The 24,039-nt window shown below is 72.8% G+C and carries 24 protein-coding genes and 1 tRNA gene; 16 read left to right on the forward strand and 9 right to left on the reverse strand.

Annotated features, from left to right (window positions below):
• Positions 1-140: 140 nt before the first annotated feature.
• Entirely contained in the window at positions 141-347 is a 207-nt protein-coding gene (locus FHY02_RS09215; protein ID WP_183921644.1) for a hypothetical protein, read from the reverse strand.
• Positions 348-533: 186 nt separating this feature from the next.
• Between FHY02_RS09215 and FHY02_RS09220 the strand changes: the two genes are divergently transcribed.
• The 3 genes from FHY02_RS09220 to FHY02_RS09230 are packed head-to-tail and all read left to right on the forward strand — an operon-like array spanning position 534 to position 2,079.
• The gene (locus FHY02_RS09220; protein WP_183921645.1) at positions 534-1,190 is read left to right on the forward strand and encodes an HAD-IA family hydrolase; all 657 of its coding nucleotides are present in this window, start codon (positions 534-536) and stop codon (positions 1,188-1,190) included.
• Complete coding sequence (locus tag FHY02_RS09225) at positions 1,187-1,402, forward strand: hypothetical protein (protein WP_183922064.1); 216 nt, start codon at positions 1,187-1,189, stop codon at positions 1,400-1,402. The genes FHY02_RS09220 and FHY02_RS09225 overlap by 4 nt, the downstream gene beginning before the upstream one ends.
• Positions 1,399-2,079 (forward strand): ATP12 family protein, encoded by a 681-nt coding sequence (locus FHY02_RS09230; protein WP_183921646.1) that lies wholly within the window; start codon positions 1,399-1,401, stop codon positions 2,077-2,079. Before FHY02_RS09225 ends, FHY02_RS09230 begins: the two co-directional genes overlap by 4 nt.
• 72 nt (positions 2,080-2,151) lie before the next feature.
• On the opposite strand, the gene gmk is transcribed toward FHY02_RS09230, so the two are convergent.
• From gmk to FHY02_RS09245, 3 genes are all read right to left on the reverse strand, one after another.
• Positions 2,152-2,811, reverse strand: a complete 660-nt coding sequence (gmk, locus tag FHY02_RS09235; protein WP_183921647.1) for a guanylate kinase — start codon at positions 2,809-2,811, stop codon at positions 2,152-2,154.
• 191 nt (positions 2,812-3,002) lie between these two features.
• Positions 3,003-3,785: a metallophosphoesterase family protein gene (locus tag FHY02_RS09240; protein ID WP_311731811.1), complete on the reverse strand. Its 783-nt coding sequence runs from the start codon at positions 3,783-3,785 to the stop codon at positions 3,003-3,005.
• Positions 3,776-4,588 carry a hypothetical protein gene (locus FHY02_RS09245; protein WP_183921648.1) on the reverse strand — a complete coding sequence of 271 codons (813 nt, stop codon included), beginning with the start codon at positions 4,586-4,588 and terminating at the stop codon, positions 3,776-3,778. The genes FHY02_RS09240 and FHY02_RS09245 overlap by 10 nt, the downstream gene beginning before the upstream one ends.
• Positions 4,589-4,877: 289 nt before the next feature.
• On the opposite strand from FHY02_RS09245, the gene FHY02_RS09250 reads away from it, so the two are divergent.
• On the forward strand, positions 4,878-7,196 hold the full coding sequence (locus FHY02_RS09250) for a TonB-dependent receptor (protein ID WP_183921649.1): 2,319 nt from the start codon (positions 4,878-4,880) through the stop codon (positions 7,194-7,196).
• Between the two features lie 18 nt (positions 7,197-7,214).
• On the opposite strand, the gene mtnP is transcribed toward FHY02_RS09250, so the two are convergent.
• Positions 7,215-8,084: an S-methyl-5'-thioadenosine phosphorylase gene (mtnP, locus tag FHY02_RS09255; protein WP_183921650.1), complete on the reverse strand. Its 870-nt coding sequence runs from the start codon at positions 8,082-8,084 to the stop codon at positions 7,215-7,217.
• Positions 8,085-8,108: 24 nt separating this feature from the next.
• Between mtnP and FHY02_RS09260 the strand changes: the two genes are divergently transcribed.
• Both FHY02_RS09260 and FHY02_RS09265 read left to right on the forward strand, forming a co-directional pair.
• Positions 8,109-8,531, forward strand: a complete 423-nt coding sequence (locus tag FHY02_RS09260; RefSeq protein WP_183921651.1) for a DUF2147 domain-containing protein — start codon at positions 8,109-8,111, stop codon at positions 8,529-8,531.
• Between the two features lie 70 nt (positions 8,532-8,601).
• The gene (locus tag FHY02_RS09265) at positions 8,602-8,907 is read left to right on the forward strand and encodes a hypothetical protein (protein ID WP_183921652.1); all 306 of its coding nucleotides are present in this window, start codon (positions 8,602-8,604) and stop codon (positions 8,905-8,907) included.
• A 15-nt stretch (positions 8,908-8,922) separates the two neighbouring features.
• On the opposite strand, the gene FHY02_RS09270 is transcribed toward FHY02_RS09265, so the two are convergent.
• Positions 8,923-9,813, reverse strand: coding sequence for a DUF2306 domain-containing protein (locus FHY02_RS09270; RefSeq protein WP_260172829.1), 891 nt, complete (start codon positions 9,811-9,813; stop codon positions 8,923-8,925).
• A gap of 7 nt (positions 9,814-9,820) precedes the next feature.
• A complete protein-coding gene (locus FHY02_RS09275; RefSeq protein WP_183921654.1) occupies positions 9,821-10,651 on the reverse strand; it encodes a DUF6454 family protein in 831 nt (276 codons plus the stop codon).
• Positions 10,652-10,947: 296 nt separating this feature from the next.
• Between FHY02_RS09275 and FHY02_RS09280 the strand changes: the two genes are divergently transcribed.
• On the forward strand, positions 10,948-11,760 hold the full coding sequence (locus FHY02_RS09280) for a hypothetical protein (protein WP_183921655.1): 813 nt from the start codon (positions 10,948-10,950) through the stop codon (positions 11,758-11,760).
• 5 nt (positions 11,761-11,765) lie between these two features.
• Here FHY02_RS09280 and FHY02_RS09285 read toward each other — a convergent pair whose 3' ends face one another.
• Positions 11,766-12,392, reverse strand: a complete 627-nt coding sequence (locus FHY02_RS09285; RefSeq protein WP_183922024.1) for a DNA-3-methyladenine glycosylase — start codon at positions 12,390-12,392, stop codon at positions 11,766-11,768.
• 54 nt (positions 12,393-12,446) lie between these two features.
• Here FHY02_RS09285 and FHY02_RS09290 point away from each other — a divergent pair, with 54 nt between their 5' ends.
• The gene (locus FHY02_RS09290) at positions 12,447-12,764 is read left to right on the forward strand and encodes a 2Fe-2S iron-sulfur cluster-binding protein (RefSeq protein ID WP_183921656.1); all 318 of its coding nucleotides are present in this window, start codon (positions 12,447-12,449) and stop codon (positions 12,762-12,764) included.
• 261 nt (positions 12,765-13,025) lie between these two features.
• On the opposite strand, the gene rlmB is transcribed toward FHY02_RS09290, so the two are convergent.
• Complete coding sequence (rlmB, locus tag FHY02_RS09295) at positions 13,026-13,775, reverse strand: 23S rRNA (guanosine(2251)-2'-O)-methyltransferase RlmB (RefSeq protein ID WP_183921657.1); 750 nt, start codon at positions 13,773-13,775, stop codon at positions 13,026-13,028.
• Positions 13,776-13,988: 213 nt separating this feature from the next.
• Between rlmB and FHY02_RS09300 the strand changes: the two genes are divergently transcribed.
• The 8 genes from FHY02_RS09300 to cobA all read left to right on the forward strand — a co-directional run bounded on the left by FHY02_RS09300 (position 13,989) and on the right by cobA (position 23,769).
• A tRNA-Tyr gene (locus FHY02_RS09300) sits at positions 13,989-14,074 on the forward strand.
• 202 nt (positions 14,075-14,276) lie between these two features.
• The gene (locus FHY02_RS09305; RefSeq protein WP_183921658.1) at positions 14,277-14,858 is read left to right on the forward strand and encodes an ANTAR domain-containing protein; all 582 of its coding nucleotides are present in this window, start codon (positions 14,277-14,279) and stop codon (positions 14,856-14,858) included.
• Positions 14,855-16,066 (forward strand): CmpA/NrtA family ABC transporter substrate-binding protein, encoded by a 1,212-nt coding sequence (locus tag FHY02_RS09310; RefSeq protein WP_183921659.1) that lies wholly within the window; start codon positions 14,855-14,857, stop codon positions 16,064-16,066. The genes FHY02_RS09305 and FHY02_RS09310 overlap by 4 nt, the downstream gene beginning before the upstream one ends.
• Positions 16,067-16,318: 252 nt before the next feature.
• The gene (locus FHY02_RS09315) at positions 16,319-17,554 is read left to right on the forward strand and encodes a NarK/NasA family nitrate transporter (protein WP_183921660.1); all 1,236 of its coding nucleotides are present in this window, start codon (positions 16,319-16,321) and stop codon (positions 17,552-17,554) included.
• A gap of 36 nt (positions 17,555-17,590) precedes the next feature.
• Positions 17,591-20,083: a nitrite reductase large subunit NirB gene (gene nirB / locus FHY02_RS09320; protein ID WP_311731812.1), complete on the forward strand. Its 2,493-nt coding sequence runs from the start codon at positions 17,591-17,593 to the stop codon at positions 20,081-20,083.
• Positions 20,080-20,418, forward strand: a complete 339-nt coding sequence (gene nirD / locus FHY02_RS09325) for a nitrite reductase small subunit NirD (protein WP_183921661.1) — start codon at positions 20,080-20,082, stop codon at positions 20,416-20,418. The genes nirB and nirD overlap by 4 nt, the downstream gene beginning before the upstream one ends.
• A complete protein-coding gene (locus tag FHY02_RS09330; RefSeq protein ID WP_183921662.1) occupies positions 20,415-23,000 on the forward strand; it encodes a nitrate reductase in 2,586 nt (861 codons plus the stop codon). Before nirD ends, FHY02_RS09330 begins: the two co-directional genes overlap by 4 nt.
• Entirely contained in the window at positions 22,990-23,769 is a 780-nt protein-coding gene (gene cobA, locus FHY02_RS09335; protein WP_183921663.1) for a uroporphyrinogen-III C-methyltransferase, read from the forward strand. The genes FHY02_RS09330 and cobA overlap by 11 nt, the downstream gene beginning before the upstream one ends.
• Positions 23,770-24,039 lie beyond the last annotated feature (270 nt).

Raw genomic sequence — 24,039 nt, forward strand, 5'->3', positions numbered from 1 at the left:
CTCCCGCCCTCCCCTGAACGGGAGGGGAGCCGCCGCCCGGCCTCAACGAGCGGAACTTCTTTCCAGACACGTGTGCGATAAACGCCCTATCCGGACTCCAACCCCGCGCCCGCGCGCCGAAGCGCGGCTCGCGCGCTCCGTCACACCAAGAGCGTCTGCCCGGTCGCCAGCCCCCAGGCGGCATAGAGCGACAGCGCGGCGGTCAGCGCGCAGGTCGCGCCGAACAGGACATAGCCCACGTAGTTCAGCACCGCCGGGTTCGGCCGCGCCAGCCGGCGATTGTGCGACGCGCCCGAGAGCACGAAGCTCAGCAGCATGCCATAGGTCAGTGCAACGGCTTCCAGCATTCCCCACACCCTCGTGATCGCTCATCCACGCGGCCGCCCCCCGACGCCCGCCACGGCTTAACCATATCCGTTCCCTCCTACGAAGGGGTTAACACGCACTCTGCCGCGGCCGCCGCACGCCTCGCCGCTGCGCCGCAGCATGAACGAGGCTGGCGCGTGCCGTGCCATCGTCCTAAGCGCGCGCTCATGTCGCCACGTCTCGCCGTGTTCGACTGCGACGGCACGCTCGTCGACAGTCAGGTCAATATCTGCCGCGCGATGGAGGCCGCCTTCGCCGGCAATGGCCTCCCTGCGCCCGCGCGCGAGTCGATCCGCGGCATCGTCGGGCTCAGCCTGGTCGAGGCGATGGCGGTGCTCGCGCCCGCCGCCGGCGCGGAACAGCATGCCGCCCTCGCCGCCGACTATAAGGCCGCCTTCCAGCGCATGCGCGCCGAGGCGGCGCTCGACCCCGAGCCGCTGTACGAGGGTCTGGTCGACGCGCTCGACACGTTCGCGGACGCGGGCTGGCGGCTCGGCGTCGCCACCGGCAAGTCCGATCGCGGGCTCGCGCTGCTGCTCGCGCATCACGGGCTGACCGAGCGGTTCGTCACGCTGCAGACCGCCGACCGCCACCCGTCCAAGCCGCACCCGTCGATGCTCCACGCAGCGATGGCGCAGGCGGGGGCGGCGCCCCATATGACGGTGATGATCGGCGACACCAGCTTCGACATGGCCATGGCCCGCGCCGCGGGCGTGCGCGCGGTGGGCGTAACCTGGGGTTATCACCGCGAGGAAGCGCTGTGGACGGCGGGCGCCGACACAGTGGCGCGGCGCTGCGACGAGCTCGCCGGGTGCTGCGCGTGAGCGCGCCGAGCGACCCCGCCTTCGCGCGCTGGTTCGCGATCGCGGGCGTGCGGCTGGCGACGAGCTTCGGCGCGATCCTCGGGGTGGTGCTGCTCGGCCGCGCGGAGACGCTGCCGACGCGGCTGCTCGGCGTCGCGATCGTGGCCTCGGCGCTGTGGGTGATGGCGACGGTACCGCGCGCGCTCGCGGCGCGGTGGCGGAGCGAGCGATGAGGCGCTTCTGGAGCGAGGTGGCGGTCGACGCCGAGCGTGTCGTCCGGCTCGACGATCGCCCGGTGCGCACGCCGGGCCGCGTGCCGCTGGCGCTGCCGAGCGCCGCGCTTGCCGCGCTGGTCGCGCAAGAGTGGCGTGCGGTGGGGGAGACGCTCGACCCGCGTGCGATGCCGCTGACTGGGCTCGCCAACGCCGCGATCGACCGGATCGCGCCCGCGCGCGCCGACTTCGCCGCCGGCCTGGCGCGCTACGCCGAGACCGACCTGCTCTGCTACCGCGCCGACGCCCCCGCCCCGCTGGTCGAGCGCCAGGCCGCTGCCTGGGACCCGCTGCTCGCCTGGGCGCGCGAGCGCTATGACGTGCATTTCGAACTGGTTACCGGCGTGATGCACCGGGCGCAGCCCGCGGCGACGGTGGCCCGGCTGAGCGAGGCGGTGGCGAGCCGCGACGCCTTCGCGCTCGCCGCGCTGTCACCGGTGGTGACGGTGACGGGCACGTTGGTCGGCGCGCTCGCGCTCGCCGAGGCCGCGGCCAGCGCGGAGACGCTGTGGGACGCCGCCACGCTCGACGAGCGCTGGCAGGCGGAGCATTGGGGCGAGGACCCGCTCGCCGCCGCGGCGACCGAGGCGCGTCGGCGCGACTATGACGCGGGGGTGGCGTTCCTGGCGGCGCTGTAGACGCCGTCGGTCGATGTCAGATCGTGCTCCGCTTAGACGGAAAACACGCTACGGCGCGCCCGCCCGCGCCTCTCACCCCGCCGGCGTGCGCAGCTTGCGGATGAAGCCGATCAGCCCGGTCTGGCGCGAGCGCTTGAGCCGCTCCGCCGCCAGGATCGTCTTCACCTTGGCGAAGCAGCTCTCCACCTCGTCGTTGACCAGGACATAGTCGTAGCCGTCCCAGTGGCTGATCTCGGCGTCGGCGCGCGCCATGCGACGGTCGATGATCTCCTGCGCGTCGGTGGCGCGGCCCTCGAGCCGGCGGCGCAGTTCCTCCATCGACGGCGGCAGGATGAACACGCGCACCACGTCGCCGCCCGCGATCTGGTGGAGCTGCTGCGCGCCCTGCCAGTCGATGTCGAACAGCACGTCCTTGCCCGCCGCCAGCATCGCCTCCACCGGCGCGCGCGGCGTGCCGTAGCGCTGGTCGAACACGTGCGCCCATTCCAGGAACTCGTGATTGGACGCCATCTCGCGGAATCGGTCGAGCGAGACGAAGTGATAGTCGCGCCCGTCCTCCTCGCCGCGCCGCATCGCGCGCGTGGTCGCGGAGACCGACAGCGACAGCTCGGGCTCGCTCGCCAGCAGCATCCGCGCGATCGTCGACTTGCCCGCGCCCGAGGGCGAGGAGAGGACGAACAGCACGCCGCGGCGCTTCATATGGTGCGGGTCGGCGGGAGTGGCGGAATCCATGCCGGCTGATGCCCCGCGGGGTTGCGGCGCGTCAAGGCAAAGCGTCCGCGCGCGCCAGCGGCTTAGAGGTCGAGCGCGGTGCATCGCCGACGTGCTCCTGCGCCAGCAGGAGCCCAGGGCCGCCAGCGCTTACCTCGCGACCCTGGGCTTCGGCGTGCGACGGAGCACGATACCGCCGGCCCGACCATCGTTCAGCCACCGACGACCGCTTGGACGATTGCCAGCCCGTCGCGGTCGATCCGCAGCGCGGTGAGCACGCCGGTCTCATAGGCGCCGGTGTCGAGCCCGATCCGGTGCGGCAGCAGCACCGGCCGCTCGCTCGCCCAGGTATGGCCGTGCACCACGATCGTCTCGGCGGGGCGCGGATGCTCGAGGAAATCGTCGCGGATCCACAGCAGGTCGTCGCGCTGCTGCGCGCGCAGCGACACGCCCGGCCGCACCCCGGCGTGGACGAAGGTATAGTCGCCGACGCACACCATCGACTCGAGCCGCTCGAGCAGGCGAAAGTGCGCCACGGGCATGACGTCGAACAGGCGATCGCGCAGCGCGGTGAGCGCGGCGGCGTCGGGCGCCTCCTCCGCCGGGGGCTCGACGCCGTAGGAGCGGAGCGTCTCCGAGCCGCCGTAGCGCAGCCACTGGCCGTGCGCCGCGGGCCGCTCCATGAACAGGCGGAACATCGCCTCGTGGTTGCCCTCGAGCAGTCGTGCGGTGATCGCCGCGGAGCGCGCCAGCCACGCCAGCGCGGCAAGCACCTTGGCCGAGTCGGGACCGCGGTCGACATAGTCGCCCAGCAGCACCAGCACCGGAGCGACGCCGGGGGAGCGCTCGGCGGCGTCGCGCGCGACCCAGGCGAGCAGGGCGTGGAGATGGTCGTAGCAGCCGTGGACGTCGCCGATCGCGTAGAGCGGCCGGTCGCCGGCACGCGCGCCCGCTGGGGCAGCGTGGCGCTCGTGGCGGAGCGTGATCAGCGCCACGTGCTCCGCTCGTCCCCGCGCGGATCCTCGCCCGGGTCGGTGGCGAGCATGTGGAGGTCGGCGGCGATCATGCCATAGACGCGCAGCGCCTCGCGCGGCCGGTGGCGCCCGACGCGACGCGCGCGCAGCCACTCGCCGCGATAGTCGCGCAGCAGCCGCGCGCTCACCCCCGCCTGGGTCGCCTCGGCATAAGCGCCGGCGACGTCGCCGTCGGCGTCGTAGAGCCGCTCGGCCGCGCAATAGGGATCGTCGAGGCAGCGCTCGCCGCGCAGCGCCACGGGTCGCGCGCTCGGCGCGGCGGGCACGCGCGGCGCCGCGGCGAAGCGCGTCGGCGCGGCGCTACGCGGCGGTGCGGTGTCGCGCGATGCAACGGGCGCGGCGCTGGCGCGCGCAGCGGTCGGAGCGGCGGCATAAGCCGTGGGAGCCGGCTCAGCGATGCGCGCGGGATCTACCGCCGATGCCGCGGGCTCGGGTGCGGCGGCGAGCGCGCTCGCGGGCGCGGCAACCGGCAGCGTCGCGGCCGGCGCCTCCGCCGTCGGAGCGGCGCGCGCGCCGGCGCGCACCGGCGCGGTGACGCCGTGCGGCGGCACCACGGGCCCGACTGCGCTGGTCCCGGCAAGCACGCCCGCGGTCACCGCCACAGCCAGCCCGGCCGCGCCGAGCGCGAGCGAGCGCCCCCGCCGCGCCGATCGCACGGGCAATGGCCGCGGTGGGATCGCGGGGGCGGGTCGGACGCCCGACCCGAACAACGCGGCCATGTCCTCGGCCACGTCGCGGCCAGCGATACGGTCTGGGTCAGTCATAGTACTCATCCTACCCGCATGCCACTGAACCGGCGCTGTATGCGGGCTAGCGTTGACCGCTCGATCCTAGCCGACTCCTCTGAGGTCACCTCTTAGCTTCCCGCGCACAATGCGGCGATCGGCGGCGCACCCGAGATCGGGCGTGAGATCCTCTCAGTTTCGGCGAGGATCTGACCTCGCGTCGCCCAATCTCCCCCATTCTGGCGACAGCCTTGTTTCCGCCACGGTCCGGCTGTGATCCGGCGCGCTTTGGCGGCTTGGCTGCGCGCGGGCGAAGGGAGCGGTGCGGATGCCGGGCGAGCGGGTGACGATGCTGATGCTGGGCGCCGCCGCGCTCGCCAACCCCGCGATTGCGCAGGAGCGCGCGGACGCGCCGCCCGCCGGCGACGAGCCCGACGTCATCGTCGCGGCACGGCGCCCCCCCGGCTCGGCGATCGGCAGCAACGAGCCCATCGCGGTGCTCGACCAGCGCGCGCTGCGCTCGCTCGGCGTCACCGGGCTGAAGGAGGTGCTCGACCGGCTTCGTCCGCTCACCGCGGGGATCGGCGGCACCGAGCCGGTGATCCTGCTCAACGGTCGGCGAATCAACGGCGTCGCGCAGATCCAGTCGATCCCGCCCGAGGCGATCGAGAAGGCCGAGATCCTGCCCGAGCAGGACGCCGCGCGCTTCGGCTACCCGCCCACCGTCCGCGTGCTCAACCTGATCACCGCCAAACACTTCCGCTCCACGGTGGCGCAGCAGCTCGCCGGCCCCACCACGCGCGGCGGCGGCGCGACGCAATATGCCGAGGCGACCGCGACGCGGATCGACCAGTCGCGCCGCGCGACGCTGCAGGTCTCGCACTTCCGCCAGCTGCCGGTGCGCCAGTCGCAGCGTGCGATCGCGCCCGAGCCGGTGCCCCTGCTCGGCGGCGGCAGCGGCGACGTCGGCGCCGGGCGCTATCTCCAGCCGCTGACCGACACGATCAAGGTCGACGCCACCGCCGCGCGGCCGATCGCGGCCAAGCTCGATGCCGACCTCAACCTGACGATGGAGGCGACCCGCAACCTGCGCCGGAACGGCCTCGCCCCGCTGCTGGGCGAGGACGAGACGATGCCCGGCCGCTATCTCCCCGGCACGTCGCTGTTCCAGCGCGATACCGCCTTCACGCTGCGCGGCAACGCCGGCCTGCACGGCAGCGCGGGGCGGTGGATCTGGGACGCCACGGGCGGGTACGAGCGGATCCGCGGCGGCGTCACCGCCGAGCAGGCGCGCGTGCTCGACGATCCCGCGCGCGCGCTGTCGACGCGCGGGCGCTCGCTCACCGGCACCGTCAGCACCCGACTGACCGCGAGCGGGCCGCTGCTGCGCCTGCCCGCGGGCGAGCTGCAGGTCACCACCAGCGCCGACGTCGCGCGCGCCACCAGCGACGGCAGCGCCTTCGCGGACGTCCCGCTGCTCGCGACGCCGGTGCCGCGGCTGCGGCGCACCAGCGCGGGCGCGAGCCTGGGCGCGGTGCTGCCGATCGCGGCGGTGAGCGAGGGTGTGCTGGCGCCGCTCGGACGACTCGCCGCCACCGCCACGCTGGGGGTCAACCGGGTGACCGGCTTCGAGCGGCTGACCAGCCTCAGCTATGGCGCGACCTGGCAGCCGGCGCGCGCGGTGGAGCTGACCGCCACGGTCAACCTTGCCCAGACCGCGCCGCCGATCACGTCGCTGACCGGCACGCTGGTGGCGGTGCCCAACCTTCCCGTCTTCGACTATGCCACCGGCACCAGCGCTTTCGTCGACGCCGTCTACGGCGGCAATCCCGCACTGCCGCCCGAGCGCACCCGCCTCACCACGCTGGGGGTCGCGCTGCGGCCGTTCGCCGAACGCAGCTTCGACCTGCGGCTCGACTATCTCGTCACGCGGGCACGGGACCGCACCATTACTCCGGTGAGCGGCTCGTCGGCGTTCGAGGCGGCCTTTCCCGACCGCTTCGTGCGCGATGCCGCGGGACGGCTGGTGCGGCTCGACCTGCGCCCGGCCGCGGTGGCGGCGGAGGACGAGCGCCGGCTGCGCTTCACGCTCAACCTCTTCACCGAACTCGGGCCCAAGCCGGTCGCGCCGCCCGCCACGCCCGACCCCAAAGCGCCGCCACCCGCGCCGCCCAAGCCGCGGCCGAGCGTCTACGTGATGGGCAGCGCGACATGGCGGCTCTCGGATCGGCTGACCCTGCTGCCGGGCCAGCCCGCGCTCGACCTGCTCGACGGCGCCACGCTCGACGGCAACGGCGGCCGGCCGCGCTGGGAGGTCGAGGGCAACACGGGGATCAGCTACGGGCCCGCGTCGCTGGGTGTCTACGCGCGGCTGCAGGGGGCGACGCGGGTGCGCGACCTGCTGCCCGCGGCCGACCTGCGCTTCTCCGGGCGCGACTGGCTGGTGCTGTACGGCAACCTCGACGCCGAGAAGGTGGTGGGGCGGCCCTGGGCGAAGCGGCTGTCGCTGTCGTTCACGGTCGAGAACCTGTTCGACGACCGGATCGCGGTGCGCGACGGGCTCGGCGCGACGCCGCTGCGCTTCCAGCCGGGACTGATCGACCCGGTCGGCCGCTCGGTCCGGCTGGGCGTGCGCAAGCTGTTCTGAGCCGCGCTGGCGGCGACCTCAACCGAGCACACGCGCCAGGATCGCGGCGTTGCGTTCGAGCAGCGCCGGGTCGCGCGCCGTCGCCGCGGTGAAGATCGCGCCGTCGAGCGCGCTGTCGGCGGGCACGGCGGATCGATCGGGGGGCAGCAGCGACGCCAGCGCCGCCACCGCGGCGCGCGCCACCCGCCCGTTCGCCGCCGCCTGCGCCACCACAGTCGCGAGATCGACCGCGGGCCCCTCGTCGCGCCACGAGTCATAGTCGGTGACCATGCCGACCAGGGCGTACGGCAGCTCGGCCTCGCGCGCGAGCCGCGCCTCGGGCAGCGCGGTCATGCCGATCACGTCGCAGCCCCAGTCGCGGTACAGCCGGCTCTCGGCACGGGTCGAGAACATCGGCCCTTCCATCGCCAGATAGGTCGCGCGCTCGGCCACGCGCCCGCCCGCCGCGGTGACCGCCGCCGCGACCAGCGCGGAGAGCCGCTGGCACACCGGGTCGGCGAAGCTGACATGCGCCACCAGCCCGCTGCCGAAGAAGGAGGCGGCGCGCGCGACGGTGCGGTCGACGAACTGGTCGACCAGCACGAAACTACCTGGCGCCAGCTCGTCGCGCAGCGACCCGACCGAGGAGAGCGCGATCACGTCGGTGCAGCCGGCGCGCTTGAGCGCGTCGATGTTGGCGCGCGCGGGGATGTCGCCGGGTGCGAGCCGGTGGCCGCGTCCGTGCCGCGGCAGGAAGCGCACCGGGACGCCGCCGAGCCGGCCGAACAGGATCTCGTCGCTCGGCGCGCCCCAGGGCGTCGCGACGTCGCGCCACTCGGCTTCCTCCAGCCCGTCGATCCCGTACAGGCCGGAGCCGCCGATGATCCCGATCGTCCATTGCGCGTTCATCATTGCTCCCTGATAGTCCTGGCCATGCGTTTCCCCCTCCCCGCCGCGCTCGCGCTGCTCGCCCCGGTCGCTGTGGCCGCCCCCGCCGACGCCGCGACCCCGATCGCGGGACGCTACCTCACCCAGGACGGCGCGGGCGTGGTCACGGTCGGGCCGTGCGACGGCAGCGTCTGCGGCCGGCTCACCACCATCCTCAAGAAGCGTCCCGGTGCGCCTGACACCGACGTCAACAACTCCGACGCGGCGCTGCGCTCGCGCCCGATCCTGGGCCTGCCGATCCTGTCGGGCTTCACCGACGAGGGCAAGGACTGGCGCGGCAAGATCTACGACCCGCGCAACGGCAAGACCTACAAGTCGATCGTCGCGCGCAACGCGGACGGCACGCTCAACGTCAAGGGCTGCATCGCCTTCTTCTGCCAGACGCAGGTGTGGAAGCCGGCAAAATGAACGCGATTTCGCGTGCTTAGCGGCACCTGTCCGGCCTAGGCTGCGCTTTGGGGGTCGCAAGGAGAGAGACATGCGTTCCATCCTCATCGCCACCGTCGCGCTGATCCTGCCGTTCGGCGCCACGCCGGCGTCGGCGCAATGGGCCGGCTTCGTCGATATGTCGCCGCCGATCACCGCACCGATCGTGTCGGGCAATTTCCTGCTCGGCGGCGGGCGCGACACGCCGACGATGTGGCGCCAGCGGGTGCATCTCGCCGACCAGCTGCGCGCCGAGGTGCGCGACATGCTGGCCGCGAACGACGGCGAGCTCACCGACAAGCAGGTCGCGTACATTCGCAAGCGGGTCCGCCGCATCAACGGCAACCGCTCGTTCTAGGCTGACCGCGTCCCTTCAGCCAAGCAGCCCGGCGGCGATTCCCGGTCCCCACGATCGCAACGTGAAGAACCAGGTCGCCGCCGCCACGAAGGCGGTGGCGGCGAGCAGCACTGCCGTCGCGCCGAGGGTGGTCGCAGCACGGGTCGTGCGACGGCGCACCCGGACGAACAGCTCCGCCACCGCAAGGTTGGGCAGGTAGAAGAGGAAGACCAACGCCTGGTCGAACCCGCCGCGGAAGTCGGCGGTGTGGCCGTCGCGCCCGATCGCCAGGAACCAGGCGCCATATTCCATCCGGTACAGCCACGAGCCGACGGTGAGCGCGAACAGCCGGATCGCCCAGGCGCGGTGCGCCTCGGTACGCCCGGCACGCGCCGCGGCATAGGTCAGCGTCGCGGCCACCGCCATCAGCGCGCCGTACAGCGCGAAGCCGGTGCTCATCACCGCGCCGCCGATCGTGCCGCGCGACAGGATGAAGCCGAGCCCACCCAGCCCCGCCACACACGCGCACAGCACGTACAGCCGTCCCAGCCACCGGTGAAGCGCGGGATGACGCCGCCGGAGCGCGCCGATCAGCTGGAGCGGGCCGAGCAGCAGCAGCACGCCGCCGGTGGCGAAATGCACGCCCATCGCCAGCGTCGCCAGCGGCGTGGCGGGATCGTGCAGGTTGGCGAGCGACTCGTTCCAGCGCGCCGTCTCGCCGCGCAGCGCCGCGCCACCGAAGAAGGCGATGATATAGGCGCCGAAAATCGCGCCGCTGCACCAGCAGCACGCCCCAGCAGCCGCGCGCTCCAGCGCAGCGCGCGCGGCGACCACGTCGCCCTTCCCTGCCCCGCCTCCGCCGCGACCGTCGCCATGCGCCGCCTCCCCTCTCGCGGCGATCGTCGCGCCGCGCCGAGCGCTTGGCAAGCCGCGCTCAGGCGGCGAGGCGGAAGTGGAACAGCCGGCTCGGCCCATCCTCGGGCAGCAGGTACAGGTCGCGCCCCTGGATCGCCATGCCCTCGCCTGTGTACGGGCCGCCGCGCCCGAACGGTCGCACCGGACCGATCGCCCCGGCGCGCAGCGTGCGACGCAGCGCGAGCGAGGGCCAATCGAGGAAATCGACCGTCCCGCTCCACAGGTCGAGGTTGCCCCCGCCGACCAGCGTGCCGTCGACGAACTTCAAGTCCTGATAGTGCGTCGCCGAGGGGTTCGGCGCGGTGCGCACCGTCGCGCCGTCGGCGGGATCGATCACGTAGAGCAGCCGGCTGTCCCAATTGCCCGCGACCAGCCACCCGCCGGGCGCGACCGCGACGCAGCCGAGATGATCGGCGACGCGCAGGCGCCGGCGCACCCGCAGCGTCGCGGCATCGAGCTCGATCAGCACCGCCGAGCTGTCGGGGCGCATCTCGGCGACCGGCACCCACAAATTCCCGTCGTGGAAGGAGAGTCCACCGGGATGATAGCGCACACCGTCGGTGAGCTCGACGCGGCGCACGAAGCGGCCGGTGGCGCGATCGAACTCGTGGAGGTAACCACGTTGCGCGGCGCCGTCGACGGAGGTGACCCAAATTCGCTGCGCGCCGACCTCGACGCCCTGGACGTGGTACAGCTCGCCGTCGAGCGGCAGCGCGCCGAGCAGCCGCGCGTCCTCGACCGCGCCGTCGAACCGCTCCGACGCGCCCGCCACCGACAGCCCGGACAGCAGCAGCAGCGCCGCGGTGACCGCCGCCCGCCCCAGCCGCCGCCCGATCGCCTGCCGCCCCATCTATGCCCCCGCCGCCGCGTCCCCGCGCCGCCTTGGCAGGCGCGCGTGTCAGCGACGCTGAGCTTTGGTTGCAGTTCGGCGGCAGCGCGCCGGGATGGGTCGGCGATGGCGGTCACGCCGAGCGAGCGGCGGCGTAGCGGGCGAGGCCTCACCCCGGCCGCTTGTAAGGATCGCCGCGATCGCGGCTGAGTCCGTCCAATCGAACGTTCGCGGAAGACGGTATCAAGGCCGTGCCGGGGGAGAACGGCGAGTGCGCGATCGGCAGGATCAGCGGCGCGGGAGGGAAAGGGACGGTGATGCCCTATCGTCATGGCTATCGGGCAGTGCTGCTGCTGTTGCCGCTGATCCTGTTGGCGTTCTGGCCCGGCTATTTCGGCGCGCTGCGCGCCGCGCCGCTCGCGCTCCACTTGCACGGACTGAGCGCCACCGCCTGGCTGGTGCTGCTTGCGCTCCAGCTCTGGTCGATCCACGACCGCCGCGTCGCGCTCCACCGCGCCGCCGGCCTAGCGCTGTTCGCGCTGGTGCCGCTGTTCGCGGGTGCCAGCCTGGCCGCGATGCAGGGCGGCATCGCGCTCTTCGCGGCGCGCAGCGACCCCTTTCATTCCAGCTTCGGCGCGCGGCTCGCGCTGGTCGACCTGATCGCCCTCATCACCTTCGTCGCGCTGGTACGTCAGGCGCTGCTCGCACGACGGGAGGTGCACGCCCATGCCGCGGCGATGCTGGCGACCGCGCTGCAGGTGCTACCGCCCATCCTGGGGCGGCTGTTCCCCGCCATCCCCGGCTTCTTCGACTGGGACGTGGCGGGGCACAGCGGCTTCGCGCTGTCGTTCCAGATGGCGATGCTGGCGTCGATCGGCGGTGCGCTGGCGCTGTGGCGTGGACGGCGCGGCGGCGGCGCGTTCCTCGCGACGGCGGGCTCGCTCGCGCTCCAGGCGGTGGCGTTCGACACGGTCGGCGCGGGCGCGGCGTGGGAGAGTGCGGCGCGCGCCCTGCTCGCGGTGCCCGCGGCGCTGCTATTCACGCTCGGCGCGCTGGCCGCGGCGGGCGCGCTCGCCGAGGGCTGGCTGCGCGTCCCGCCGCGCGCGCGGCCGCGGCTCGGCCTGGCCTAGCCGCCTCACACCGGCGCGGCGTCGGCCCCCCCGCCATAATGGTGCCAGGTGAAGATCGCCGCCGCGCCCCGGTGCGGGCGCCACGGCTCGGCCAGCGCGCGGGTGAGCTTCTCGCTCGGCCGCTCGGCATGGCCGAGGATGCGGCCGGTCTCGATCTGCACTGCCAGGTCGCCCGCGGGCCAGATGTCGGGGCGCCCCTCGGCGAACAGCAGGTACACCTCGGCCGACCAGCGCCCGATGCCCTTCACCGCGACGAGCTGGGCGATCGCTTCCTCGTCGTCGGCGGGCAGCGCGGCGAGATCGAGCGCGCCACTCGTCACGAGCCCGGCGAGGCTGCGCGCATAGCCCGTCTTCTGCCGCGAGAAGCCGCAGGCGCGCAGTTCCTCGTCGCTGAGCGCGGTGACCAGCGCCGGGTCGCCGGGATCGCCGCGCTCGGCCAGCTTGCGCCACACCGAGTCGGCCGCGCGCACGCTCACCTGCTGGCCGACGATCGTGCGCAGCAGCGTGGCATAGCCGGTGGCGCGGATGCGCGGCGCGGGATAGCCGACCCGCTCGATCGCGGCGGCGAAGGCGGGCTCGATCGCGGCCACCGCGTCGAGCCCGGCGGTGAGTGCCGCGGCGCTCAGCCCCATTGCGCGGCCCGCACGCAAGCGGCATGGATCGGGCGATTTTTGGTGGAGACCAGCATGCCCAAGCTTATCGTCGAGACGCGCGCGGGGGAAGAACGCGAGATCGACGGCGCCGCCGGCCTGTCGGTGATGGAGGTGATCCGCGAGGCCGGGATCGACGAGATCCTGGCGCTGTGCGGCGGCTGCTGCAGCTGCGCCACCTGCCATGTCCACGTCGACCCCGCCTTCGTCGCGCTGCTGCCGCCGATGGGCCAGGACGAGGACGACCTGCTCGACGCCACGAGCGACCGCGACTCGACCTCGCGACTGTCGTGCCAGATCGAGTTCGGCCCGGCGCTCGACGGCCTGCGCGTGCGCGTCGGCGCCGACGACTGAGGCTGTCCTGCGATCGGTTGAAGGGGCTCGCGCGAAGACGCGATGACGCGAATAGGGCGGTGCCGAGGGAGGGCACGTAGCGCCGGGATAATGATCACGCGGAGGCGCGGAGACGCGGAGCTGAACCGCGAACCGCCGCTCGTCGCCTACGCTCACGATCGGAGGGCGCCACTGCTGCCGCACGCTCCCTCTCTGCGCCTCCGCGCCTCCGCGTGAAGCAGCCTTCTTCCTCGCGTCATCGCGCCTCCGTGCGAACGACCCTCAGCCGATTCGCGCTGCCGCGGCGTATAGCGCGATCGCGGCGGCGTTGGAGACGTTGAGGCTCTCCACCTTGGCCGAGATCGGCAGCCGCGCCAGCTCGTCGCAATGCACTTCGGTGTTGTGGCGCATGCCCTCGCCCTCGGCGCCGAGCACGATCGCGACCCGCTGCGCGCCCATCGCCTGCGCCAGCGTCTGCGTCGCGTGGCCGGTCAGCCCGATGCGCCAGAAGCCGGCCTCGCCGATCTCGTCGAGCGCGCGCGAGAGATTGACGACGCGCACCCACGGCACCGTCTCGAGCGCGCCCGAGGCGGCACGGGCCAGCGCGCCTGATTCGGGCGGCGCGTGCCGGTCCTGCGTGACGATGCCGAGCGCGTCGAAGGCGGCGGCGGAGCGCAGGATCGCCCCGACATTGTGCGGGTCAGTCACCTGATCGAGCACGACCAGCGGCCGCTGGTCCTCGCGGCCTTCCTCGAGCAGGTCGCCGAGCCACACGTCCTCGAGCGGATCGACCTCCGCGACCAGCCCCTGGTGGGGCGCGTCGGCGGGGACGAGCCGGCCGAGATCGGGCGCCTCGGCGAAGACGATCGGCAGCACCGGCGGCAGATCGAGCGGCGCCAGCGCCTCGCGCGTGCCCCAGACCTTGCGCACCGTCCGCTGCGGATTGGCGAGCGCGGCGAGCACGGGATGGCGCCCCCACAGCCGCGTGCGGTTGCCCTGCTGCTGGCTCGGCCGATGCCCGCGCCGCGCCATCAGCCGCGGCTCCGGAGCATGGTGAGAAGAGCGAGCGGACGACGCGGCATGACGTGGGAGCTTTCCGTAGGTGGCGGGGAGTGCGGCGGACGCTATGCGCGCACGCGCCGCGACGCAACCGCCCCGGCGCTGACGAGAAGGCGGGATGGAAGGCGTTGACAGCGCGGCGCGGCGCGGGCATTGGGCGCCCTCGCTTTCGACAGCGCCGCTCGTGGAAGGGTGGCCGAGTGGTTAAAGGCAGCAGACTGTAAATCTGCCCACGCAAGTGTACGCTGGTTCGAATCCAGCCCCTTCCACCAAAACCCGATCTCCTTGGTCCGCGTCACCGCCAGCCTGGGCCACGTTCACGTGGTGTGACGGATTGTTTCCGGCCCCACTGACGCTCAAGACGACGCCCGCCATCGCGCTTCCAGCCGGCATGTCACACTGCCGCGACCTCCACCGGCATCGAGCGCAACGGCAGACTGGCGGCACGATCGCCCGCTCGGCTAGGGAGAGAGCGTGAGGATCGCGATCATCGACACCAGCACCACGCGCGCGGCGATCATCGCCGACGGGCTGCGTGAGGCCGGGCTCGACGATCAGGTGGTGATCGATCCGGCCGGGCCGCTGGTAGCGCAGATCGAGGCGTGCGCGCCCGAGGTGGTGCTGATCAACCTCGAGAACCCCAGCCGCGACCTGCTCGAGGACTTCTTCGCCATGTCGCGCGCGCTCGACCGGCCGATCGCGATGTTCGTCGACCAGTCGGACGCGGAGGCGACGCTCGCCGCGGTAGACGCCGGCGTCTCCGCCTATGTCGTCGACGGGCTCGCCAAGCAGCGCATCAAGCCGGTCCTCGACGTCGCGATCCGGCGCTTCCAGGCCTTCTCCCGGCTCCAGGTCGAGCTCGCAGAAGCGCGCACCGCGCTGGCGGACCGCCACACCATCGATCGCGCCAAGGCGATCCTGATGCGCCGCCGCGGCATCGACGAACCTGCCGCTTATGCGCTGCTGCGCGGCCATGCGATGCGGTCGAACCGGCGCATCGCCGAAGTGGCGGAAGCGATCGTCACCAGCGACGCGCTGATGGGAGACCTGCCGTGAGCAACGAGACGCTGCGGATCGGTTTCCTGCCGCTGGTCGACGCCGCGCTGCCGATCCTCGCGCGCGAGCTGGGGTTCGCGGAGGAACAGGGGCTGACGCTCGAGCTGGTCCGCGACGTCACCTGGGCGACGGTGCGCGATCGGCTGCTGTATGGCCATAGCGACGCGGCGCACATGGTCGCGCCGCTGGCGATCGCCACGGCGCTGGGGCGCGACCGGCCGGCGGTGCCGATCGCGGTGCCGTTCGTGCTCGGGCTGAACGGCAATGCGATCACCTTCTCCACCGCGCTGGGTACCGCCTGCGGGCTCGGTGACTCGCTCGGTGACCCAATGCAGGTCGGCGCGGCGCTGCGGGGGGTGGCGACGGCGCGCCGTGCCGACGGGCACCGCCTGCGCTTCGGCGTGGTGCACCGCTACTCCAGCCACAATTACATGCTGCGCTACTGGCTCGCGGGGGTGGGCATCCGGCCCGACCACGACGTCGAGATCGTCGTCACCAGCCCGACCTTCGCGGCGGACGCGCTCGCCGCGGGGGAAGTCGACGGGCTCTGCGTCGGTGAACCGTGGAACTCGATCGCGGTCGATCGCGGCGTCGGGCGGATCGCGCTGGCGACCGCGCAGATCTGGCGGCGCGGGGTGGAGAAGGTACTGGCGATGCGCGCCGAGGTGGCGGCCGAGCGCGCCGACGCGACCGCACGGCTGATCCGCGCGCTCCACGCCGCCGCGGCGCATTTCGTCCTGCCCGAGAGCGCCGAGGAGAGCGCGGCGATCCTCGCGCGCCCGCCCTATCTCGACGCGCCCGCCGAGGCGATCCGGCGCGCGATCACCGACCGGGTGCGGCTCGTCGCCGGCGGCACCCCGGTCCATTATCCCGACTTCATGTTCCAGTACCGCGAGGCCGCCAACTTCCCGTGGCGCAGCCAGGCCGCCTGGCTGTACGCGCAGATGACGCGCTGGGACGGGCGCGCCTTCGACGCCGCCGAGGCGGAGGTCGCGACCGCGACGTTCCGCCCGGACCTGTACCGCGCCGCGCTTGCCGGCACGGGCGCGCCGCTGCCCGGCGCCAGCTCGAAGCTGGAAGGCGCGCTCGGCGAGCCGATCGGCGCGGGATCGACGCAGGGGCGACTGGTGCTCGGCACCGATCGCTTCTTCGACGGCCGCGCCTTCGATCCCGACGACATACCGGGCTATCTCGCCGGCCTGCCCTGACCGCCGCGCGGTGCTGCACCTGCGAGAAGGGGCTTGTGTGCCGGCGCCGAATCAGGCAGCTTCAGGGCTGCCCGGCAATGGCGTCGGGCACGAGATAGCAGCGTCTTCCGCTCCAACGCCGGGGTGAAGATGCTGACGGACCAAGGGCCCCCGCGCCCCGTCCGACGAGGCAACGAAGCCGCCAGGATGCGCCCGCCATGGGCCGCCGTCCTGGCGGCTTTTTTTCGTTCTGGCTTCCGCGAAGGAGCAGCGATGGCGACGGCATATTGGGATCGGACGGCGGAAAAGACGGGCGGCTTCTGGCGCAGCGGCCATACGCCGACGCTGATCGCGGCCTTCCTCTATTTCGACTTGGCGTTCATGGTGTGGGTGCTGCTCGGCCCGCTCGCGCCCGAGATCGCGCTGACGCTCGGCCTGACCCCGGCCGAGAAGGGCCTGATGGTGGCGACGCCGACGCTCGCCGGCGCGGTGCTGCGCGTCGTCAACGGCCTCGTCGTCGACCGGATCGGGCCCAAGCGCGCGGGCGCGATCAGCCAGATCGTCGTCATCGCCGGGCTCGCCAGCGCCTGGCTGCTCGGCGTGAACAGTCTCGCCGGCACGCTCGCGCTCGGGGTGATCCTCGGCTTCGCGGGCGCCTCCTTCGCGATCGCGCTGCCGCTGGCGAGCCGCTGGTACCCGCCCGAGCACCAGGGCAAGGCCATGGGGCTCGCCGGCATGGGCAATTCGGGTACGGTGCTGGCCGCGCTGTTCGCGCCGGCGCTGGCCAAGGCGTTCGGCTGGAACGCGGTGCTGGGGCTCGCCTGCCTGCCGCTCAGCGCGGTGCTGCTGGTCTATCTCGCGCTCGCCAAGGATGCGCCCAACCCGCCGGCGCCGCGCACGCTGGGCGCTTATTTTCGTCCGCTGCGGCAGCGTGACGCCTGGTCGCTGATGGGCTTCTATGCGGTGACGTTCGGCGGTTTCGTCGGACTGGCGGCGAGCCTGCCGATCTACTTTACCGACCGCTTCGGGCTGAGCACCGTGACAGCGGGCTATGCCACCGCGCTCTGCGTCTTCGCCGGCTCGCTGGTGCGCCCGATCGGCGGTGCGTTGGCGGACCGGATCGGCGGTAGCAGCGCGCTGTCCGTCGCCCTGACGCTCGCCGCGCTGGCGCTGGTGGGGGTGAGCGCGGCGAGCACGATGGTGAGCGCGCTGGCCTTGTTCGCGCTCGCCATGCTGGCGCTGGGCGTCGGCAACGGCGCGGTGTTCCAGCTCGTGCCGCAGCGCTTCGCCGCGGAGATCGGCGTGATGACCGGGCTGGTCGGCATGGCGGGTGGCGTGGGCGGCTTCTACCTCGCCTCGTCGCTCGGCGTCGCCAAGCAATGGACCGGCAGCTTCGCGCCCGGCTTCCTCGTCTTCGCCGCGCTCGCCGGACTGGCGCTGCTCGGCCTTACCCTCGTCAAGGCGGACTGGCGGCGATGCTGGGGCGCCGGCGCCGACGTCCGAATCTGACCTCACCCGACACCCTCGCTTGAGACGGGAGCTACCGTGAAACACGACCTCATCGAACCGCCCGCGGGCGACTTGCGCGACCATCTGGTCGTGATCGGCAACGGCATGGCAGGCTGCCGCGCGGTGGAGGAGCTGCTGGCGCGCGACCCCGATCGCTACCGCGTCACGATCATCGGCGCCGAGCCGCTGGTGAACTACAACCGGATCATGCTCTCCCCCGTGCTGGCGGGCGAGAAGACGTTCGACGACATCGTGATCAACGATGCCGACTGGTACGCCGACAACGGCATCACGCTGCTGAGCGGCGATCCCGTCGCGGCGATCGATCGCGCCGCGTGCACCGTCACCACGCGCTCGGGGCTGACGCTCGGCTATGACCGGCTGCTGATCGCCACCGGCTCGGACCCGTTCGTCATCCCGGTGCCGGGCCATGACCTGCCTGGTGTGGTAAGCTTCCGCGACATGCGCGACGTCGAGGCGATGCTCGCCGCGGCGGCGCGCGGCGGCAGCGCGGTGGTGATCGGCGGCGGGCTGCTCGGGCTGGAGGCGGCGCACGGGCTCAGCCTGCGCGGCATGCGCGTGACGGTGCTCCACCTGATGCCGACGCTGATGGAGCGCCAGCTCGACGAGGCGGCGGCATGGCTGCTCAAGTCGGCGCTCGAGGCGCGCGGCCAGACGGTGCTGACCGGCGCCGACACCGCCGCGATCATCGGTGACGGCCGAGTCGAGTCGGTGCGGCTCAAGGACGGCACCGAGATCGCGGCGGATCTGGTGGTGATGGCGGTCGGCATCCGCCCCGCGGTCGGGCTGGCGCGTGCCGCCGGGCTCGACGTCGGCCGCGGCATTCGGGTCGACGACCATATGGTGACGAGCGATCCCGCGGTGCTCGCGGTCGGCGAATGCGTCGAGCATGACGGGCAGGTCTACGGGCTGGTGGCGCCGCTGTGGGACATGTGCCGCGCGCTCGCCGACGGCCTGGTCGGCACGCCGAGCGGCTACCGCCCCGCACCGACCGCGACCAAGCTCAAGGTCGCCGGGCTCGACGTCTTCTCCGCCGGCGATTTCGCGGGCGGCGACGGCGCCGAGGACATCGTGCTGCGCGACGCCAGCCGCGGCATCTACAAGCGCGTCGTCGTCCGCGACGATCGCCTGGTCGGCGCGGTGCTGTACGGCGACACGGCGGACGGCAACTGGTATTTCGACCTGCTCAAGCGCGGCGAGAGCGTGGCGCCGTTCCGCGACGCATTGATCTTCGGCCAGGCGTTCGCCGCGGAGGGCGCCCCGGCGGACCCTAAAGCGGCCGTTGCGGCGCTCTCCGACGCGGCGGAGATCTGCGGCTGCAACGGCGTCAGCAAGGGCAAGGTGCTGGCCTGCATCGACGGCGGCGCGCACGGGCTCGACGCGGTGCGCGCCGGGTGCAAGGCCTCGGCGAGCTGCGGCGCGTGCACCGGCACGGTCGAGGCGCTGCTCGCGTGGCGGCTCGACGGCGCGGTCGAGACCGGGCCGAAGACGCTGTGCCGCTGCACCAGCTTCGGCCACGACGACGTGCGGCGCGAGATCGTCGCGCAAGGCATGCGCTCGATCCCCGAGGTGATGCAGCGACTGCACTGGTCGACCCCGGACGGCTGCGCCTCGTGCCGGCCCGCGCTCAACTATTACCTGCTGTGCGCGCTGCCGGGGGAGTATGTCGACGATCAGCAGAGCCGTTTCGTCAACGAGCGGCTCCACGCCAACATCCAGAAGGACGGCACCTATTCGGTGGTGCCGCGGATGTGGGGCGGGATCACCAGCCCGCGCGAGCTGCGCGCGATCGCCGACGTGGTGGAGAAATATGACGCGCCGATGGTCAAGGTGACCGGCGGGCAGCGGCTCGACATCTTCGGCATCCGCAAGGAGGACCTGCCCGCGGTCTGGGCCGATCTCAACGCCGCGGGCATGGTCTCGGGCCATGCCTATGGCAAGGCGCTGCGCACGGTGAAGACCTGTGTCGGCAGCGAGTGGTGCCGTTTCGGCACGCAGGACTCGACCGGGCTTGGCGTGACGATCGAGCGCGCCACCTGGGGCAGCTGGATGCCGCACAAGTTCAAGATCGCGGTCAGCGGCTGCCCACGCAACTGCGCCGAGGCGACGATCAAGGACTTCGGCGTGGTGTGCGTCGATTCCGGCTACGAGCTCCACGTCGGCGGCAACGGCGGGATCAAGGTGCGCGCCACCGACTTCCTGTGCAAGGTCGCCACCGAGCGCGAGGCGATCGAGATGTGCGCCGCCTTCATCCAGCTGTACCGGGAGGAGGCGCGCTACCTGGAACGCACCGCGCCGTGGATCGAGCGCGTCGGCCTCGCCTACGTCCAGTCGCGGCTGCTGCCCGAGGCGGCGGCGCGCGCGGAACTCGCCGGGCGCTTCTGGTTCTCGCAGCAGTTCACGCAGGACGATCCCTGGGCGGCGCGCGCCGCCGGGGCCGAGCGCGAGCATCACGCGCCGATGGCGCGCTTCCAGCCGCGTCCGCAGCCGCAGGAGGAATGGGCATGACGGGTGAGTGGCTCGACATCGGCTGGATCGACGAGATCCCGCTGCGCGGCAGCCGCGTCGTCCAGGTCGACGGCGGGGACGACATCGCGCTGTTCCGCACCGGCGATGGGCGGGTGTTCGCGCTGCGCGACCGCTGCCCGCACCAGCACGGCCGGCTGAGCCAAGGCATCGTTCATGGCGCGACGGTGACCTGCCCGCTGCACAATTGGCGGATCGCGCTGGCGAGCGGCGAGGCGCAGGGCGAGGATCGCGGCTGCACGCCGACGGTGCCGGTCAGGCTGAGCGGCGGGCGCGTGCTGCTGTGCCGCGCGAGCACGCTGCGGGCAGCGGCGTGAGCGTCCGCACGACCTGCGCCTATTGCGGTGTCGGCTGCGGCATCGTCGCCACCCGCACCGGCGAGCGGGCGGTGCGGATCGAGGGGGACGCCGACCATCCCGCCAATCGCGGCCGGCTCTGCTCCAAGGGCACGCATCTGGGCGAGACGGTCGGGCTCGACGGTCGCCTGCTCCACCCGATGATCGGCCAGCGGCGCGTTGGCTGGGACAAGGCGCTCGATCTCGTCGCACGTCGCTTCCGCGCCGCGGCCGCCGAGCACGGCCCCGACAGCGTCGCCTTCTACGTTTCGGGCCAGCTGCTGACCGAGGATTATTACGTCGCCAACAAGCTGATGAAGGGTTTCATCGGCTCGGCCAACATCGACACCAACTCGCGGTTGTGCATGTCGAGCGCTGTGGCCGGGCATCTGCGCGCCTTCGGCGAGGACGTCGTGCCCGCCAGCTACGAGGACATGGACGTCGCCGACCTCATCGTGCTGGTCGGCTCGAACACCGCCTGGTGCCATCCGGTGCTGTACCAGCGGATGCGCGCACGCTGCGCCGCCGGCGCGCGGATGGTGGTGATCGACCCGCGCCGGACCGAGACCGCCGAGGAGGCCGACCTTCACCTGCGCCTGCGGCCGGGCAGCGACGTCGCGCTGATGAACGGGCTGCTCGCCTGGTGCCGCGACCATGATGCGCTCGACCGCGACTTCCTGCGCGACCATGTCGCCGTGCCGGACGGCTTCTGGGCGCAGCTGAGCGACCGCAGCGATCTCTGGTCGGTGGCGCGCGCGTGCGACCTCGCGCCCGCCGAGCTGCGCCGTTTCTACGAGCTGTTCGCCGCCACCCCGCGTACCGTCACGCTGTTCAGTCAGGGCGTGAACCAGTCGGTGACCGGCACTGACCAGGTGAACGCGATCCTGAACGTCCACCTCGCCACCGGGCGGATCGGCAAGCCCGGCGCGCAGCCCTTCTCGGTCACCGGTCAGCCCAATGCGATGGGCGGTCGCGAGGTCGGCGGTCTCGCTACGACGCTGGCGGCGCATCTCGATTTCTCCCCACCGTCGCGCGCGCTGGTGCAGCGCTTCTGGGGTTCACCCACGATCGCGGCCAAGCCCGGGCTCAAGGCGGTCGACCTGTTCCGTGCGGTCGAGGAAGGAAGGATCAAGGCGCTGTGGGTGATGGCCACCAACCCCGCGGTGTCGATGCCCGACGCGGGGCGGGTGCGCGACGCGCTGGCACGCTGCCCCTTCGTCGTCGTGAGCGACGTGGTGGAGGAGACCGACACCGGTCGCCTCGCGCATGTCCGTCTGCCCGCCGCGGCCTGGGGCGAGAAGGACGGCACCGTCACCAACTCGGACCGGACCGTCAGCCGCCAGCGCGCGATCTTCCCGCTCCCCGGCGAGGCGCGGCCGGACTGGTGGATCGTCGCGCAGGTGGCGCGTCGGATGGGCTTTCGCACCGCCTTCGCCTATGACCGGCCGGCGGAGATCTGGCGCGAGCACGTCCGCCTCTCGACCTATGGCAACAAGGGCGAGCGGCTGTTCTCCCTCCCCGGCCACGCGGCCGGCGGCAACGCCGGCTATGACGCGATGAAGCCGTCCCGTTGGGGCGGCACGCCGTTCGCGGACAAGCGCTTCCCCACCGCTGACGGGCGCGCGCGGCTCGTCACCGTCGCGCAGAAGCCGCTCGCCGCGCCGCTGCGCGACTGGCCGCTGCTGCTCAACACCGGGCGCTATCGCGACCAGTGGCACAGCATGACCCGCACCGGCCTGGCACCGAGGCTCGCGCGTCATCGGGAGGAGCCGCTGGTCGAGCTGCACCCCGACGATGCCGCGACCGCTGGCGTGACCGACGGTGAACTCGCCCGCGTGACGACGCCGCAGGGAGAGACGCTGTACCGCGCTCGGGTCACCGACGCGCAGCGGCGGGGCGAGTTGTTCGTGCCGATCCACTGGACCGACCGGAATGCGAGCGGCGGTCGCACCGGCCGGCTGACACGCGCGCAGGTCGACCCCTTCAGCGGCCAGCCCGGCTTCAAGTCCTGCCCTGCGGCGGTGAGCGCGGTCATCACCGCCTGGCGCGGGTTCCTGCTCGTCTCCGGCGAGCCGGCGCGTCGCCCCGATTGCCTGTGGGCCACGCGGGTGACCCTCGCCACCGGCAGCCTGTGGGAACTCGCCGGCGACAGTGCGCTCGCCCCGTTAGAGGCCTGCCTCCCGGCGGGCGAGCGGATCGAGGCCGCCGACCGCGCGCGCGGGACCCGGCGCGTGGCGGTGTTGGCAGAGGGCCGGCTCCGTGCCGCGCTGTTCGTCACCGCGACCGGCGAGTTGCCGCCGCGCGACTGGCTGATCGCCCAGCTGAACGCACCCGCCGCGCCGACCTTGCTCGCCGGACGCCCGCCCGGCGGCGCGGCGGATCGCGGGCCGATCGTCTGCGCCTGCTTCGACGTCGCGCTGCGCACGATCACTGCCGCGATCCGCGACCAGTCGCTCGCCAATGTCGCCGCGATCGGTGCTGCGCTCGGCGCGGGCACCAACTGCGGCTCGTGCCGCCCGGCGCTGGCGCGCCTTCTCGCCACGGAGACGAACGATGCCGCATGACGATTTTCCGCCGGGCATGGTGTGGCTGGTCGGCGCCGGCCCGGGCGACCCGGAATTGCTCACGCGCAAGGCCGCGCGGCTGATCGGCGCGGCGGACGTGGTGTTTCACGATGCGCTGGTGGGCGCGGGCGTGCTCGATCTCGTCGCGCCGGACGCGCGTTGTGTCAGCGTCGGCAAGCGGTCGGGGCGTCACTCGGTCGCGCAGGAGACGATCGACGGATTGATCGTCGCCGCCGCGCGGGAGGGAGCGCGGGTCGTCAGGCTGAAGGGCGGCGATCCCGCCATCTTCGGCCGCACCGCGGAGGAGATGGCAGCGTGCCGGACGGCGGGCGTGCCGGTACGGATCTGTCCCGGCGTGACCGCCGCCAGCGCCGCGGCCGCGGCGGGCGGAAGCGCGCTGACGTCGCGCCGCCTCGCCCGCCGGCTGGTGTTCGTCACCGCACACCTCGACACGGGCGCGCCGGGCCAACTCGACGCAGCGGTGCTGGCGGATGCGGGCGCGACGCTCGCGGTGTACATGGGGCGCGCCGCGGCCGGCTCGGTCGCGCGGCAGCTGATCGCCGCGGGGCGCCGCGCCGATACGCCGGTGCTCGTCGTAGTGAACGCCTCGCTGCCGCAGGAACGTGTGGTTCATGGCCGGCTCGACGCCCTCGCCTTTCTGGTCGAGGCCGTCGGCGCGCGCGAACCAGTGATGCTGCTGATCGGTGAGGCGGTAAGGAGCTCGGCTGCGGCAGCGCACTCGCTGTCGGACAGCGCCGTATGCGTGTAAGGCCGCGCCTGGCTCGCGCCGGCAAGCTCTTCCGCTCGCCAGCCTGCGGCTGGAGCACGTTCGCGGTCTATGTCGCGAACTGCTGTGCGATGACGATGCTGATGCGGTGGCTGCTGGGTTAGTACGACGTCATGTCGAGGGGTCGACCGCTCGGTGTCGATGACGCGATGAACGGCAAGCGTCGCGTCGGCGCGTCCGCCAAGCAGAGACGCCTACACGGAGCGACCCAGTCATGCCGGGGTGGATGTTGCGGCAACGTTTCCGGATCCA

Origin of the sequence: Sphingomonas sp. BK069, assembly GCF_014193405.1 — a bacterium.
GTDB lineage: Bacteria > Pseudomonadota > Alphaproteobacteria > Sphingomonadales > Sphingomonadaceae > Sphingomonas.